Source organism: Corallococcus terminator (assembly GCF_003611635.1).
GTDB lineage: Bacteria > Myxococcota > Myxococcia > Myxococcales > Myxococcaceae > Corallococcus > Corallococcus terminator.
In genome coordinates, this window is record NZ_RAVZ01000243.1 from 1 (window position 1) to 15,528 (window position 15,528).

Below are 15,528 nucleotides of genomic sequence, written 5' to 3' on the forward strand. Positions count from 1 at the left end.
CTCCACCGCCGCCTCCGAGGCCGCCCAGCGCAGCGTCTGGGTGCTGGCCCTGGGCACCATCCTGGGCCTGGCCATCGTCGGCCTGGGCAGCTTCGTCATCACCCGGGGCATCACCGGTCCCCTGCGCAAGCTCACCATCGGCGCGGAGCAGCTTGGCCGGGGCGAGCTGTCGCACCGCATCGACGTGAAGGGCCGCGACGAGATGGCGGACCTGGCGGGCGCGTTCAACGCCATGGCCGAGCGCCGCCAGTTGGCCGAGGTGCAGCTCGCCAAGCAGGCCGAGCAGCGCGAGCACACCCTCAAGACGGTGGCGGAGTTCGTCAACCAGTTGGCGGGCGCGTCCTCCGAAATCCTCGCCAGCACCACCGAACAGGTGGCCGGGGCCCAGGAGCAGGGCAGCGCCGTCACGGAGACGGTGAGCACCATCGAGGAGATCACCAAGACGTCGGAAGAGGCCGCCGGTCGCGCCCGCGCGGTGAGCGAGTCCGCCCGTCACTCGGAAGAGGTCGGCCGCTCCGGCCGCCGCGCCGTGGAAGAGGCCGTGTCCGCGATGGGCGCCGTGCGTGAACAGGTGGAATCCATCGCCTCGCGCATCCTCGCCCTGGCCGAACAGGCGCAGGCCATTGGCGACATCATCACCACCGTCAACGACATCTCCGAACAGACGCACATGCTGGCGCTCAACGCCTCCATCGAGGCGAGCCGCGCGGGCGAGCACGGCCGCGGCTTCGCCGTCGTCGCCTCCGAGGTGAAGGCCCTGGCGGATCAATCCAAGAAGGCCACCGCGCAGGTGCGTCAGATCCTGGGACAGATTCAAAAGGCCACGCACGGCGCGGTGATGACCACGGAGGAGGGCACCAAGAGCGTGTCGTCCGCCACGCGCGTCGTCACCGAGGCGGGCACCACCATCCAGCAGCTCGGGGACCTGCTCACGCAGGCGTCGCTCACCGCCGCGCAGATCGCCGCGTCCGCCAACCAGCAGGCCACCGGCATCGGGCAGATCCGTCAGGCGATGCATGACGTGAACCAGGCCACGCAGCAGGGCCTCATCTCGTCGCGCCAGACGGAGCGGGCGATGCAGGACATCAACTCCATGGGCCAGAAGCTGAAGGGGCTGCTCGGGGAGTTCGGGCGCTAACGCATGGACCGCGACCGGCTGGCGCAGGCACTGCTGGATTCGTTCCTGGAGGAGTTGGAGGGGCACGTCGTGTCCCTCAACCGGGACCTGCTCGCGCTGGAGCAGGCCCCGGCGCGCGCGCGGGAGCTCATCCCCGGCCTCTTGCGCACGCTGCACAGCGTGAAGGGCGCGTCACGCGCGGCCAGCGCCAGCCTGGTGGAGACCGCCTGCCACCGGCTGGAAGAGGTCCTGGAGCCGCTCATCCACGGGCGCACCACGTCGCCGGACCTGTTCGAGCTGTGCTTCGCCACCGTGGACGCGCTGGACGACGCGGGTCGCCGGCTGGCTTCGCGACAGGACCTGGCCGGCTCGCCGCTGGATTCCCTGCTGCCACAGTTGGAGCAGGCGGCGCAGGGCGTGCCTGCCGCGACGCCCGCGCTCCCGGAGCCTCCACCCGAAATCGCGCGGGCCACCTCGAAGCTCCCGCAGGCGCCCCAGGTTTCGGGAAAGGCCCCCGAACCGCAGCCCCCGCCGGAGCCGGAGCTTCCCGTCCCCGCGGTGATCAGCGGCGAAGCGCTGCCGGTGCGCGTGTCCGGGCAGAAGCTGGACGCGCTGCTGGGTCGCAGCGGCGAGCTGCGCGTGGCGATGCTGCGACTGGAAGGCCACGCCGAATCGCTGGAGTCCCTGCGCGACGACGTGGGCAGCCTGCGGGAGGCGGTGCGCGGCACGTCCTCCGAAACGACGCTGCGCCGGGTGGAGCTGGAGCTGGCGCGGGTGGCTCGCGTGCTGGCGCAGGACCGCCGCGCGCTGTTCCAGTCCTCCACCGGCCTGGATGACGAAGTGCGCCGCTCCCGCATGCTCCCCTTCGAGGAGGGCTGCACGGGCCTGGAGCGCGCCGCGCGCGACGTGGCGCACGGCATGGGCCGGCGCGTGCGGATGGAGATCCACGGCGGTGGCCTGGACCTGGACCGTTCGCTGCTCCAGTCCCTGCGCGAACCGCTGCTGCACCTGGTGCGCAACGCGGTGGCGCACGGCCTGGAGGCGCCCGAGGAGCGCGTGCGCCACGGCAAGCCCGAGGAGGGCCGCGTGGTGCTGTCCGCGCGGCTTCGCGGCAGCCGGGTGGAGGTGGCGGTGGAGGACGACGGGCGCGGCCTGGACCTGGAGGCGCTGCGCGAGCGCGCGCGGGCCCGGGGCCTGGAAGCGCCCGAGGACGACGTGGAGGCCGCCCGGCTCGTCTTCCTGCCCGGGCTGTCCACCGCGGCGAAGGTGACGGCGGTGTCCGGCCGGGGCGTGGGGCTGGACGTGGTGCGCGCCCAGGTGGAGTCGCTGCGCGGCAGCGTGGAGGTGGCCTTCAAGGCGGGCCAGGGCACCCGCTTCACGCTGGACGTGCCCCTCACGCTGAGCACCCTGCGCGTGCTGCTGGTGGACGTGGGCGGACAGATTCTGGCGCTGGCCAGCGAGGGCGTGGACCGGCTGGTGCGCCTGTCCCCCTCCGACGTGCGCGAGGTGGAAGGCCGCATGTCCTGGGTGACGCCGGACGCGCTGGTGCCGCTGGCGTCGCTCGCGGACGTGCTGGGCCTGCCCCAGGGTCCGCCGCGCACGCGTCCGTCCGCGGTGGTGCTGTCGGCGGGCACCGCGCAGGCGGCGCTGGTGGTGGACGAGGTCATCGCCGAACAGGAAGTCCTGGTGCGCTCCCTGGGCTCGCGCGTGAAGCGGGCGCGGCACGTGGCCGCCGCGGCGGTGCTGCCGGATGGACGCATGGCGCTCTTGCTCAACCCGGCCTCGCTGGTGCGGGCGGCGGGTGGGCGGCCCTCCGCGCACTTCTTCCCCACGCCCAAGGAGCAGGTGGTGCGCCGGCGCGTGGTGCTGGCGGACGACTCGCCCACGACGCGCATGCTGGAGCAGAGCATCCTGGAAGGCGCCGGCTACGATGTCACCGCGTGCGCGGACGGGGCCGAGGCGTGGGAGCGGCTCCAGGCGGGCGGCGCGGACGCGCTGGTGCTGGACGTGGAGATGCCGCGCATGGATGGATTCTCCGTCACCGAGGCCGTGCGCAATTCACCCCGCTTCAACCGGGTGCCGGTGGTGCTCGTGACCTCGAGGGAGAAGCCCGAGGACAAGGCGCGCGGGCTGCAAGCCGGTGCGAGTGCGTACATCGTGAAGAGCGCTTTTGATCCGACGAGCCTGCTGGAGACGCTGAGGCGACTGCTATGAAGAACGAACCGTTGCGCATCCTGGTGGCGGAGGATTCGCCCACCGCCCGCCGGCTGCTGGTGGAAATCCTGCGCACCGATCCGGCGCTCACCGTGGTGGGCGAGGCCAAGGACGGGCTGGAGGCGGTGGAGCTGTGCCAGCGGCTCCAGCCGAGCCTGGTGACCATGGACATCCAGATGCCGCGCATGGACGGCCTGGACGCCACCCGCCGCATCATGACGGAGGTGCCCACGCCCGTGGTGGTGGTGTCCACGCTGGTGGAGCGCGACATCCAGACATCCATGGCCGCGCTGCGCGCCGGGGCGCTCGCGGTGCTCCAGAAGCCGGTGGGCCCGGAGTCTCCGGACTTCGAGGCGGACAGCCGCCGCCTGCGCGACACGCTCAAGGCCATGGCCCAGGTGAAGGTGGTGCGCCGCTGGCCGGAGCGCACCGCCGCGCCGCCCATGGCGGTGGAGACGCTCGCCTCCGCGGGCTCCCGTCCGGCCGTGCTGGCCCTGGCGGCCTCCACCGGAGGGCCCGCCGCGCTGTACCGCATCCTGTCCGACCTGGATGGCAAGGACGTGCCCCCGCCCATCCTGGTGGTGCAGCACATCGCGCTGGGGTTCGGTTCGGGCCTGGCCACGTGGCTGGGCACGGCCACGAAGCTGCGGGTGAAGGTGGCCGAGGACGGCGAGCCGCTCCTGGCGGGCACCGTCTACCTGGCCCCGGACGACAAGCACCTGGGTGTGACGACGGACCACCGGGCCCAGGTGTCTGGCGCCGCCCCCATCCAGGGCTTCCGCCCCTCCGCCAACTGGCTGTTCCGCTCCGTGGCGCGCGCGTACGGGCAGGCGTCCCTGTCCGTGGTGCTCACCGGCATGGGGCAGGACGGATTGGATGGCATCCGGGACGTCCACCAGGCAGGCGGGCGGGTGATTGCCCAGGACGAAGCGACGTCCGTCGTCTACGGCATGCCGGCCGTCGTGGTGGGGGCCAACCTGGCGCATGAGGTCCTGCCGCTGGGGCAGATCGCACGCCGCGTCCAGGCCCTGTTCCAGCAAAGCGGAAAAGCCATCCCCTGAAGTGTCGCCTTAGCGAAAATCATAAGGGTTCTGCGGGGGGCGGAATGGCGGCCCTGGTGCTGAGTGTCAATATCGGGTTCCAATCAGGGCCCCTCCCCGGCGTACCCCCTTCTCGATGAGCGCTCCCAAGACTGTTCTGGCCTACGAGGCGGTCTTCGCCGCCATCCCGGATCCTGCCTACCTGTTGGATGGCACGGGCCGGCTGGTGTCGTGCAGCGCGTCCGGAGCCCGGGCGCTCGGGCGGCAGGCGGCGCAGCTTGCGGGACGACACTGGAGCGAGCTGGGCCTGCCGCAGGAGGCGCTGAACGCGCTGGAGTCCGCGCGCGTCCGCGTGGTGACCCTGCGCGAGTCCGCCACGGTGGAGGCGCCCTGGCCTGGAGCGCAGGGTGTGCGTCCGCACGCGCTGGTGCTCACGCCGCTGGCGTCGGCCGCGGACGTGCTGCCCACCGTGCTGGTGACGGCGCGCGCGCTCACGGAAGCGGAGGCGGTCTATTCGCGCGCCCTGGAATTGGAGCAGGCGGCGCGCGCGGAGGTGGAGACGGCCGAGCGTCGCCGCTCGTTCCTCTACCAGGCGATGACGACGCTGTTCACCCACCCGCCGGATCCGCAGGGCATGTACACGCTGCTCGCGCACCTGGCCGTGCCGGACCTCGCGGACTGGTGCCTGGTGGATGCGCTGGAGCAGGGCCCGTGGGTGGGCCGCGCGGCGGTGGCGTGCCTGGACCCGACGCAGCAGGAGCGCGCGAAGTACCTGCCCACGCGCACGGAATTGCGCGACGACGCGCCGGTGGGCCTGTTGCGCGTGCTGCGCACCGGGGAGCCGGAGCTGGTGCCCGCGGTGACGGATTCGCTGTTGCGCGCGGCGGCGGCGGAGCCCGCGCACCCGGCGCTGCTGGAAGCGCTCCAGGCGCGCTCGTACATGATCATCCCGCTGCGCGCGCGCGGCCACACGCTGGGCGCGGTGACGTTCGTGAGCTCCGGCTCCGGACGGCGCTACGGCCCGGACGACCTGGCGCTGGCGGAGGACCTGTGCCTGCGCGCGAGCCTCGCCATCGACAACGCCCGGCTGGTGGGTGAGTCGCGCCGGGCGGCCCGCGCTCGCGAGGACCTGCTCGCGGTGGTGTCGCACGACCTGAAGAACCCGCTGGGCGTGGTGCAGTTGGGCGCGGCGCTGCTCTTGCGCGGCACGGCGGGCAAGCCGGGCGGCGAGGCGGTGGCGAAGCAGGCCAACCGCATCAACGACGCGGCCGAGCGCATGTCGCGGCTCATCTCCGACCTGCTGGACTGGGGCCGCCTGGAAGCGGGGCACCTGCCGCTGGAGCTGGGCGAACACCCCGCCATGTCGCTGGCCACCGAGGCGCTGGAGGCCATCCGGCCGCTGGCGGAGGCCAAGGGCCTGCACCTGGAAGCGGACCTGCCGCCGGAGGCGCTGCGCGTGAAGTGCGACCGCAGCCGCGTGCTCCAGGTGATGGGCAACCTGTTGGGCAACGCGGTGAAGTTCACCCCGCCGGGCGGCACGCTCGCGGTGCGCGCGGCGACGCGTGGCGCGGAGGTGTCCTTCGACGTGCGCGACACGGGCAACGGCATCGCCCCGGACGCGCTGCCGCACATCTTCGACCGCTACTGGCAGGCGCGCGACGCGGCCAGCCGCGGCACGGGGCTGGGGTTGGCCATCGCCAAGGGCCTCGTCGAGGCGCACGGCGGCAGCATCCGCGCCGAGAGCACCCTGGGCACCGGCAGCATCTTCACCTTCACGCTGCCCGTGGCGCACCTGGGCGTGCCTGTCTCCATCACGCCCCCGGCGGGAATGCCCCTCGCGCGCCCGCGCGATACCTACGAGCACTGACGCCCGTTGCGTCAGCGCTTCTTCGTCCGCCTCCGCGCGCCCCAACGAGCACTGACGCCTTCAGCGCTCCTTCGCCCGCGTGCGCGCGGGCGGATTGAGCACCTCGCGCGTGTGCTCCAGGAACGCCCGGAACGCGGGCGACACCTGCGCGCGGCTGGGGAAGTAGAGGAAGAGGCCCGGCACCGACGCGGCGTACTCCTCCAGCACGAGCCGCAACGTGCCCTCCTTCAGTTGCGCCGCGACCTGTGACTCCGGCACGTAGCAGAGCCCCAGGCCGGCTTCCGCGAGGCCCACCCAGACGCGCTCGTCGTTGGTGGTGACGGCGCCTCGCACCGGCAGGCGCCACGTGCGCGAGCCCTTCTCCAAATCCCACGGCAGGAGCGCGCCGGTGTTCGACGAGCGGTAGGCGAAGCAGTTGTGCAGCAGCAGGTCCTTCGGCTTCTTCGGCGTGCCGTGGCGCTTCAGGTACGCGGGCGAGCCCACCACGACGAAGCGGAACGGCGCGGACATCCGCACCGCCACCATGTCCCGCTCCAGGTACTCCTCCATCCGGACGCCCGCGTCGAAGCCCTCCGCGACGATGTCCGCCTTGCGGTTGTCCACCACCAGGTCCAGCTCCACCTTCGGGTAGCGCTGGCAGAAGGAAGGCACCAACGGCGCGAGCAGGAACGGCAGCGCGCCGGACGGCAGCGTCAGCCGCAGCGTGCCCGTCACCTCTCCCGGCTGTGCCGACGCGTCCTTGAGGGCCCCCAGCGCCTGCGCGACACCCGGTCCCGCCTGCTCCATCAACTTCCGGCCCGCCGCCGTCACCGCCACGCTGCGCGTCGTGCGCGACAACAGCGGCACACCCAGCCGCTCCTCCAACTGGCGCACCGTCTGGCTCAGCGCGGACGCGGACACCCCCAGCTCCGCGGCGGCGGGCGCGAACCCGCGGTGCCGGGCGACGGTGAGGAACTGGTGCAGGGCATTGAGGGGCGTGACGGCCATTCCCAAGTTTTCTTCAGGAGTCCATTCGGATTCCACACCTTCATTCCATGGACGCCGGCCCGTATCCCTTCTCGTGTCTCGCGACGACGCACTCCCTTCTTCCCGCGAGCAGGAGTCCTGTCATGGCATCCCCCACCCTTCCGCTGTCGGGCCGCATCGCCGTCATCACCGGCGCCTCCAGTGGCATTGGCGCCGCCACCGCGCTCCGCCTGTCCCGGGACGGCGCGAAGGTCGCGCTGCTCGCCCGCCGCAAGGAGCGCCTGGACGCGCTGGTCCACGACATCACGCAAGGGGGCGGCCGGGCGCTCGCCCTGGGCGTGGACGTGCAGGACGCGAAGTCCGTGGCCGAGGCCGCGAAGGTCATCGCGGGCGAGTTGGGCGTCGTGGACCTGGTGCTCAACGGCGCTGGCGTCATGCGGCCCTCGCGCATGGACGAGCACCGCACGCGGGACTGGGAGGAGATGATCGACCTGAACGTGAAGGGCACGGTGCGCATCGTGGAGACCTTCGTGGATCCGCTGCTGGCCGCCGCGAATGCCGGCGGGGCGGCGGACCTCATCAACATCTCCTCCGTCGCCGCGCAGTCGGTGTTCCCGAACTTCAACGTCTACAGCGCCACCAAGGCCGCCATCACCCACCTGTCCCGCCACCTGCGCGCGGAGCTGGGCCCCCGGTTCGTGCGGGTGATGGCCCTGGAGCCGGGCCTCGTGACGACGCCGCTGCATGATGGCAACGACGACCCGGGCGCCAGCGCGTGGCTCAAGTCCGCCCGGGAGACCCTCACCTGGCTGTCCCCGGAGGAGGTCGCGGGCATCATCGCCTTCGCCACCGCCCTGCCCCGGCACATCAACTTCCAGCAGCTCACCCTCATGCCGACCCAGCAGGCCTGAGCAGACCCGGCCCGGGTCGGCCGCCCCCCTGTTGCCGCCGCCGGTCAAGCCGTGCCATGCAGTGCGCCTTATGTCCTTCATGCATCAGGCGCTGGTGTTCCTGGCCGCCACCGTGGTCGCCGTGCCCCTCTTCAAGAAGCTGGGGCTGGGCTCCGTGCTGGGTTACCTGGCGGCGGGCGCGGCCATCGGGCCGCACGGCGCGGGCCTCATCTCCGACGTGGAGAACATCCTCCACATCGCGGAGCTGGGCGTGGTGCTGCTGCTGTTCATCATCGGGCTGGAGTTGCAGCCCTCGCGCCTGTGGAACCTGCGCCGGTCGGTGTTCGGCATGGGCGGCGCGCAGGTGGTGCTGACGGGCCTGCTGCTCGCGAGCGTGGGCCGGGGGCTGGGCCTGTCCTGGGGCGCGGCCATCATCGCGGGCTTCGGCCTGTCGCTGTCCTCCACCGCGTTCGCGCTGCAATTGCTGGCGGAGAAGAACCAGCTCACCGCCGAGCACGGCCAGCTCGCCTTCGGCATCCTCCTGTTCCAGGACCTGGCGGTGATTCCGCTGCTGGCCGCGCTGCCCCTGCTGGGCCGGTCCGACATGCCGTCCACGGAGCCCGGCTGGCTCATGACCCTGAAGGCCGTGGGCGTGGTCATCCTGGTGGTGCTGGCGGGCCGCTACCTCTTGCGCCCGGTGTTCCGAGCGGTGGCCTCCGTGCACAGCCAGGAGCTGTTCACCGCGACGGCGCTGCTGGTGGTCGTGGGCACCGCGGCGCTCGTCAGCGCGGTGGGCCTGTCCATGGCGCTGGGCGCATTCCTCGCAGGCGTGCTGCTGTCGGAGTCCGAGTACCGCCACGAACTGGAAGCGGACATCGAGCCCTTCAAGGGCCTGCTGCTGGGCCTGTTCTTCATCGCCGTGGGCATGTCGGTGAACCTGGAGCTGCTCGCGCGCGAGCCCCTGCGCGTGCTGGCGCTGGTGCTGGGCCTCACCTTCCTCAAGGCCCTGGTGCTGTACTGCCTGGGGCGCGTGGGGTTGAAGAAGCCGGGCTCCGCGCTGAGCCTCGCGGTGGTGATTTCGCAGGGTGGTGAGTTCGCCTTCGTCCTGTTCTCGCTGGCGGTGTCCTTCCACGTGATGGACCGCACGCAGGCGGACCTGCTGGTGCTGGTGGTGGGCCTGTCCATGGCCGTGACGCCCTTCCTGTCCATCGTGCACGAGCGCTGGGTGGCGCCGCGCTTCGAGAAGAAGGGCCCGCAGCGCGAGTACGACGTGTCCCCGGACCAGGACCACCCGGTCATCATCGCGGGCATGGGCCGCGTGGGACAGGTGGTGGCCCGTCTGCTGCGCGCGCGCCGCATCGGGTTCACCGCCATCGACGCGAGCGCGGAGCACATCGACTTCATCCAGCGCTTCGGCAACCAGGTGTTCTACGGCGACGCGTCCCGGATGGACCTGTTGCGCGCGGCCCGCGCGGACAAGGCCCGGGTGTTCGTGCTGGCCATCGACGACATGGCCGCGTCCCTGCGCACCGCGCAGATGGTGAAGGAGCACTTCCCGCACCTCACCATCTTCGCCCGGGCACGCAACCGCGAGCATGCCTACCGCCTGCTCGACCTGGGCGTCACCCACCTGGTGCGTGAGACCTTCGACGCGAGCCTCGTGATGGCCAACGACGTGCTCCAGGAGATGGGCCTCACCTTCGCGGAGGCCCGCCGCAGCGTGGAGCGCTTCCGCGAGCACGACGAGTCGCTGATGCTGGAGACGTCCAAGGTCTTCCGCGACGAGAAGAAGATGATGGAAGTCGTCACCCGCGCCCGCGTGGAGCTGGAGCAGCTCTTCGAGAAGGACGAAGCCGAGCAGAAGTCGGCCTGAGGACCCCCATGGCTTCCGAGACCTCCGCCACCCCCGACGCCGGGCACCCGAAGTCCTCCTCCCGCCTCTACCTGTGGGTGCTGGCGGCCATCTTCGCCGGCGGCCTGCTGGGCCACTTCGCGCCGGCCACGGCGGTGAAGCTCAAGCCACTGGGAGACGGGTTCATCTCGCTGGTGAAGATGCTCATCGCCCCGGTCATCTTCCTGACCGTGGTGCTGGGCGTCGCCAACGTGTCGGACATGAAGAAGGTGGGGCGCGTGGGCGGCAAGGCGCTGCTCTACTTCGAGGTCGTCTCCACGTTCGCGCTCGTCATTGGCGCGGTGGTGGTGACGGTGCTCAAGCCGGGTGCGGGCTTCAACGCGGATCCGAGCACGCTGGATGCCGGCGCGGTGGCGCGCTACGCCCAGCAGGCGCATGACCAGTCCACCATCGGCTTCCTGCTGCACCTCATCCCGCGCACCTTCGTGGACGCGTTCACCGGCAACGGGGACCTGCTCCAGGTGCTGCTGCTGGCGCTGCTGTTCGGGTTCTCGCTGACGGCGATTGGCCCCGCGGCGAAGCCGGTGGTCGTGCTGTTCGAGGCGCTGTCGAAGGCCTTCTTCCACATGATTGGCATGGTGATGAAGCTGGCCCCCATTGGCGCGGGCGCCTCCATGGCCTTCACGCTGGGGGCCTATGGCGTGGACAGCCTGGGCCCGCTCATGCGGCTGATGGGCTGCTTCTATCTGGCGTGCGTCGTCTTCGTGCTGGCGGTGCTGGGGCCCATCGCGCGGCTGACCGGGTTCTCCATCCTGCGCTTCCTGCGCTACATCCGCGCGGAGCTGCTCCTGGTGCTGGGCACGTCGTCGTCCGAGTCCGCGCTGGTGCCGCTGATGCAGAAGCTGGAGCGGCTGGGCTGCTCCCGTTCGGTGGTGGGGCTGGTGGTGCCCAGCGGCTATTCGTTCAACCTGGACGGCACCAACATCTACCTGACCATGGCGGCGCTGTTCGTGGCCCAGGCGCTCAACGTGGAGCTCACCTTCACCCAGACGGCCACGCTGCTGGGCGTGGCGATGCTCACGTCCAAGGGCGCGTCCGGCGTCACGGGCGCGGGCTTCATCACCCTGGCCGCCACGCTCGCGGTGGTGCCGGCGGTGCCGGTGGCGGGCCTGGCGCTCATCCTGGGCATCGACCGGTTCATGAGCGAGGCGCGCGCGCTCACCAACTTCATTGGCAACGGCGTCGCCACCATCGTCGTCTCCCGCTGGGAGAACGAGCTGGACCGCGACCGGCTGCGCGCCGAGCTGAGTGGACAGCCGCTGCCCGTCGCGCCCCAGGTGGAGCCGGGCACGCCGTTGTAATCAGTGCTGAACGGCCTCGCGCACCGCGGCCTTCAGCACGTCCAGGTCCACGGGCTTGTCCAGAAGCTGCCTGGCGCCCAACCGGCGGGCCTCCTCGTGGGTCTCCGCGTCCGCGAAGGCGCTGAGCAGCAGCACGGGGCAGGACACGCCCTGCTCGCGCAGCCGCTTCAGCGCCTCCAGGCCGGTTCGCCCTGGCATGCGCACGTCGCTGACGATGAGGTCGGGCGGCGCCAGCGTGCCGCCCTGGCCTCGCATCATCGCCAGGTAGTCGCCCAGCTCGAAGCCGTCCTCCACCTCCACCACCACGTAGCCCGCGCGCATCAGCGTGCGCACGAGCAGCGCGCGCATCGCGTCGTCGTCCTCGGCCACCAGGATGCGCGCGGCGCGCGGCGTCTCTTCGCTCATGGGTGGATCATTCATCATCCAGAGGCGGAGGAGCACGGCCCATGCCATCCCGCCTTCCGGGGCGGCTGGACGTCCTGTCCCCCACGCTCCGGGGCATCCTGCCCCCGTCGGGGCAATGTGCCCCAGGGCCCTGGGGGCATCACGCCCCGGTGGCCCGGGCTTCCCCGGGAAAGGAGTCCTGGCACGGCCGATGCTCTTGGCTCCGGTCAGCCCCGCACCCACTTCTCGCGGGCCTGAAACGGAGCACTTCCATGAAGCGCACTTCCGCCATCGTCCTGGGTCTGTCCCTGTCTCTCGCCTCCATGGGCGCTTTCGCCGCGGCGCCCAAGGCCGCCAAGGGCACCACCGCCACGCAGGCGAAGTCCGCCGTGAAGGCCAAGAAGGCGAAGCAGCCGGCCAGCCAGAAGCCCGCCGCCAGCCCCGCCGCTTCTGGTACCGAGAGCACCACCGGCGCGAACTAGTCGGAGTGTCGTGACGCAGCACCCGCGGTACCCATAGCGTACCTCCCCGGTCCGTGTGTTCCTTCCCCCTCACGCACGAACCGGGGGTTGCCTTTCATCGTGAAGCTCGCGCGCAAATTCACCCTGGCCCTCGTGTTGCTCGCCGTCGCGGTGATGGCCGGGCTCCAGGTGTTCCAGGTCAACCGGGAGCTGTCCCGGTCCGAAATCGACATGCAGCACGACCACCGGCTGCTCGGTCACACGCTCGCCGGCTCCATTGGCAAGGCGTGGCAGTTGGCGGGCGAATCGGAAGCCCTCACGCTCCTCAACCAGGCCAACCGTTTCCAGGAGCAGGTGCGCCTGCGGTGGGTGTGGCTGGATGGCGGGCCCGGCTCCGGCTTCGCGCCCACGCTGCCGCCCCAACTGCTGCGCAGCCTGCGCGCGGGCCATGACGGCTGGCTGACGGACACCACGACCACGCCCGGCGTGCTGCGCTCGTACACGCCGGTGTTCCTGGGCCGGCGCGCGGGCGCCATCGAAATCACCGAGTCCCTCTCCGAGCAGCAGCAGCACGTGCGCACCACCGTGCTGGGCACCTCCATCGCCACCGCGACGCTGAGCGTGTTCTTCCTCCTGGCCGCGATGGCCATGGGCCGCAAGCTGGTGGGCCAGCCCGTGGAGCAGCTCGTGCATCTGGCCGGACGCATTGGCGAAGGCGACCTCACCGCGCGCGTGCCGCTGCGGCGTGCGAGCGGCGACGAACTGACGACACTGGCGGTGGCGATGAACCGGATGGGTGAGCAGTTGGAGGAGACGCGGGCCCGGCTCGCGGAGGAGACGGCGGCGCGGCTGGCGACGGTGGAGCACCTGCGCCACGCGGACCGGCTCACCACGGTGGGAAAGCTGGCCTCCGGCGTGGCGCATGAGCTGGGCACGCCGCTCAACGTCGTCATGGGCCGCGCGAAGATGGTGTCCTCCGGTGAAGCGGAGGGCGAGGAGGTGGGCGAGTGCGCGCGGATCATCTTCCAGCAGGCGCAGCACATGACCGGCATCATCCGCCAGTTGCTGGATTTCGCCCGGCGGCGGGCCCCGTCGCGCGCGCCGGAGGACCTGTCCCTGTTGGCCGAGCGCACGCTGTCGCTGCTCAAGCCCATGGCCACCAAGCGCGGCGCCACGCTGTCGCAGGAGGTGCCCTCGGGCTTCACGGTGGAGGTGGACGCCGGGCAGTTCCAGCAGGTGCTCACCAACCTGGTGATGAACGGGCTGCACGCGATGAACCAGCCCGGCACCCTGCGTGTGCGCTCGCAAATCTTGCGCGTGAAGCCTCCCGTGGACGTGGGGGGGCCGGAGCAGGAGTGGGTGCGGCTGGATGTGGAGGACGAAGGCGCCGGCATCCCGGCGGACGTGCTGCCCCACGTGTTCGAACCGTTCTTCACCACCAAGGACGTGGGCGAGGGAACGGGGCTGGGCCTGTCCGTCTCCTATGGGATGGTGCGGGACCACGGCGGCTGGATTGACGTGAAAAGCGAGCCGGGCCGTGGGAGTTGTTTCTCCATCTACCTGCCGCCGGGAGGCAACGCATGCCAGGCCGCATCCTGATTGTCGAAGACGAACGAGAGATGCGCGTGCTGGTGGAGAAGGGCCTCCAGCGCCGGGGCTTCCAGCCCGTGGCCGTGGCCGCCGCGGACGAAGCCCTCCAGCGCATCTCCGCCGAGGACTTCGACACGGTGCTCACCGACCTGCGCATGCCCGGCATGGACGGCCTGGCGCTGTGCGAGCGCATCGTGCTCAACCGGCCGGACATCCCGGTGGTGGTGGTGACGGCGTTCGGCAGCTTGGAGACGGCGGTGGCCGCCATCCGCGCGGGCGCCTACGACTTCATCACCAAGCCCATCGACCTGGACGCGCTGGTGCTGGTGCTGGAGCGCGCCGTGCAACACCGCGCCCTGCGCGCGGAGGTGCGCAGGCTGCGGCAGGCCCTGGGCGAGCGCGAGGATGACGGCGCGCTGGTGGGGGAGAGCCCCGCGCTCAAGCAGGCGTACGCGCTCATCGACCGCGTGGCGGACGTGGACGCCACGGTGCTGATCACGGGCGAGAGTGGCACCGGCAAGGAAGTGGCTGCGCGAGCGTTGCACGCCCGGGGCCGGCGCAAGGAAGGGCCGTTCGTGGCCATCAACTGCGCGGCGATGCCGGAGCAGTTGCTGGAGAGTGAGTTGTTTGGCCATGCGAAGGGCGCCTTCACCGACGCGAAGGCGGCGCGCACGGGCCTGTTCGTGAAGGCGAACGGCGGCACGTTGTTCCTGGACGAGGTGGGGGAGCTGCCCCTCACGCTCCAGCCGAAGCTCTTGCGCGCGTTGCAGGAGCGCGTGGTGCGTCCGGTGGGCGGGGACACGGAGATGCCGTTCGACGCGCGCATCGTGGCGGCGACGAACCGCGACCTGGAGCTGGCGGTGGAGGAGGACCGCTTCCGCGAGGACCTGTACTACCGGCTCAACGTCATCGGCATCGAACTGCCGCCGTTGCGGGCTCGCGGCAACGACGTGCTGCTGTTGTCGCAGCGCTTCGTGGAGCAATTCGCCTCGCGCACGGGCAAGCGGGTGGACGGATTGTCACCGGCCGCGGCGCAGCGGCTGCTGGCGTACGGGTGGCCGGGCAACGTGCGCGAATTGCAGAATTGCATCGAGCGCGCGGTGGCGCTCACGTCCTTCGAACAGCTCACGGTGGATGATCTGCCGGAGCGCGTGCGCAACTACAGCACGCCGCGCGTGGTGCCGGAGAACACGGACGCCTCCGAGCTGGTGACGCTGGAGGAGCTGGAGCGTCGGTACATCCACCGCGTGCTGGAGGCGGTGGGCGGCAGCCGGACGCTCGCGGCGCGCATCCTGGGCGTGGACAGGAAGACGCTCTACCGCAAGCTGGAGCGCGGCGACGGGGACGGCAAGGACGCGGCGCGCGACGCGAAGAAGCCCTGACCCGGGTTCTCTCGACCCCTGCTCGGCTCGCTCGATCGCCCACCTGTCGCGGGTGTCGGAGAATTCATCCGCTCCCGTCACAACCCTCCACCATCAGCGCACGGCTGGCGGCACAGGGAGGGGCGGGCGGTGCGGAAGCAGGGTTTCCCCTCGGTCCAGGGCCACCCGCTTTACCGCCGGCGGAGTATGGTTCTGGACGGATGCGCCTCTCTTCCTTCCAGCCCCACGCCGGATGTCTCGCGGACGACCTCGCGCGGAATGAGGGCGACGGGAATCTCCCTGACCCGTTTCCTCCCGAAGGATGCTCCTGCTTCATGGAGCTCCACCCCGCCGGATTCCCCGAAGGGGACTGTCGGGACACCCTCCGCCACCCTTTCGTGTTCCATCCCTAGAAGGGACACCCG

General features: G+C 71.1%; 13 protein-coding genes. 10 read left to right on the forward strand and 3 right to left on the reverse strand.

Features of this window, described 5'->3' with window-relative positions; all coding sequences use genetic code 11:
* The 4 genes from D7V88_RS28580 to D7V88_RS28595 form a co-directional block, all read left to right on the forward strand.
* The coding region (locus D7V88_RS28580) for a methyl-accepting chemotaxis protein (protein WP_147448902.1) at positions 1-1,138 on the forward strand (1,138 nt) is incomplete at its 5' end.
* Positions 1,139-1,141: 3 nt separating this feature from the next.
* The gene (locus D7V88_RS28585; protein WP_120543793.1) at positions 1,142-3,331 is read left to right on the forward strand and encodes a hybrid sensor histidine kinase/response regulator; all 2,190 of its coding nucleotides are present in this window, start codon (positions 1,142-1,144) and stop codon (positions 3,329-3,331) included.
* Positions 3,328-4,392 carry a chemotaxis-specific protein-glutamate methyltransferase CheB gene (gene cheB, locus D7V88_RS28590; RefSeq protein ID WP_120543794.1) on the forward strand — a complete coding sequence of 355 codons (1,065 nt, stop codon included), beginning with the start codon at positions 3,328-3,330 and terminating at the stop codon, positions 4,390-4,392. The genes D7V88_RS28585 and cheB overlap by 4 nt, the downstream gene beginning before the upstream one ends.
* A gap of 115 nt (positions 4,393-4,507) precedes the next feature.
* Positions 4,508-6,238, forward strand: coding sequence for an ATP-binding protein (locus D7V88_RS28595; RefSeq protein ID WP_120543795.1), 1,731 nt, complete (start codon positions 4,508-4,510; stop codon positions 6,236-6,238).
* Positions 6,239-6,298: 60 nt separating this feature from the next.
* Here D7V88_RS28595 and D7V88_RS28600 read toward each other — a convergent pair whose 3' ends face one another.
* Positions 6,299-7,225, reverse strand: coding sequence for a LysR family transcriptional regulator (locus D7V88_RS28600; protein WP_120543796.1), 927 nt, complete (start codon positions 7,223-7,225; stop codon positions 6,299-6,301).
* Between the two features lie 122 nt (positions 7,226-7,347).
* On the opposite strand from D7V88_RS28600, the gene D7V88_RS28605 reads away from it, so the two are divergent.
* From D7V88_RS28605 to D7V88_RS28615, 3 genes are all read left to right on the forward strand, one after another.
* A complete protein-coding gene (locus tag D7V88_RS28605; protein ID WP_120543797.1) occupies positions 7,348-8,115 on the forward strand; it encodes an SDR family oxidoreductase in 768 nt (255 codons plus the stop codon).
* A gap of 70 nt (positions 8,116-8,185) precedes the next feature.
* A complete protein-coding gene (locus D7V88_RS28610) occupies positions 8,186-9,967 on the forward strand; it encodes a monovalent cation:proton antiporter-2 (CPA2) family protein (protein WP_120543798.1) in 1,782 nt (593 codons plus the stop codon).
* Positions 9,968-9,975: 8 nt separating this feature from the next.
* Positions 9,976-11,307, forward strand: coding sequence for a dicarboxylate/amino acid:cation symporter (locus tag D7V88_RS28615; RefSeq protein WP_120543799.1), 1,332 nt, complete (start codon positions 9,976-9,978; stop codon positions 11,305-11,307).
* Here D7V88_RS28615 and D7V88_RS28620 read toward each other — a convergent pair whose 3' ends face one another.
* Complete coding sequence (locus tag D7V88_RS28620) at positions 11,308-11,712, reverse strand: response regulator (protein WP_244238448.1); 405 nt, start codon at positions 11,710-11,712, stop codon at positions 11,308-11,310. It lies immediately after the preceding gene.
* 251 nt (positions 11,713-11,963) lie between these two features.
* On the opposite strand from D7V88_RS28620, the gene D7V88_RS43160 reads away from it, so the two are divergent.
* The 3 genes from D7V88_RS43160 to D7V88_RS28635 all read left to right on the forward strand — a co-directional run bounded on the left by D7V88_RS43160 (position 11,964) and on the right by D7V88_RS28635 (position 15,124).
* Positions 11,964-12,173 (forward strand): hypothetical protein, encoded by a 210-nt coding sequence (locus D7V88_RS43160; RefSeq protein ID WP_158625168.1) that lies wholly within the window; start codon positions 11,964-11,966, stop codon positions 12,171-12,173.
* A 99-nt stretch (positions 12,174-12,272) separates the two neighbouring features.
* Positions 12,273-13,751, forward strand: coding sequence for a sensor histidine kinase (locus tag D7V88_RS28630; protein ID WP_120543802.1), 1,479 nt, complete (start codon positions 12,273-12,275; stop codon positions 13,749-13,751).
* Positions 13,733-15,124 (forward strand): sigma-54-dependent transcriptional regulator, encoded by a 1,392-nt coding sequence (locus D7V88_RS28635; RefSeq protein ID WP_120543800.1) that lies wholly within the window; start codon positions 13,733-13,735, stop codon positions 15,122-15,124. Before D7V88_RS28630 ends, D7V88_RS28635 begins: the two co-directional genes overlap by 19 nt.
* A 170-nt stretch (positions 15,125-15,294) precedes the next feature.
* On the opposite strand, the gene D7V88_RS43905 is transcribed toward D7V88_RS28635, so the two are convergent.
* A partial coding sequence (locus D7V88_RS43905) for a hypothetical protein (protein WP_208726524.1) occupies positions 15,295-15,528 on the reverse strand: 234 nt, incomplete at its 5' end.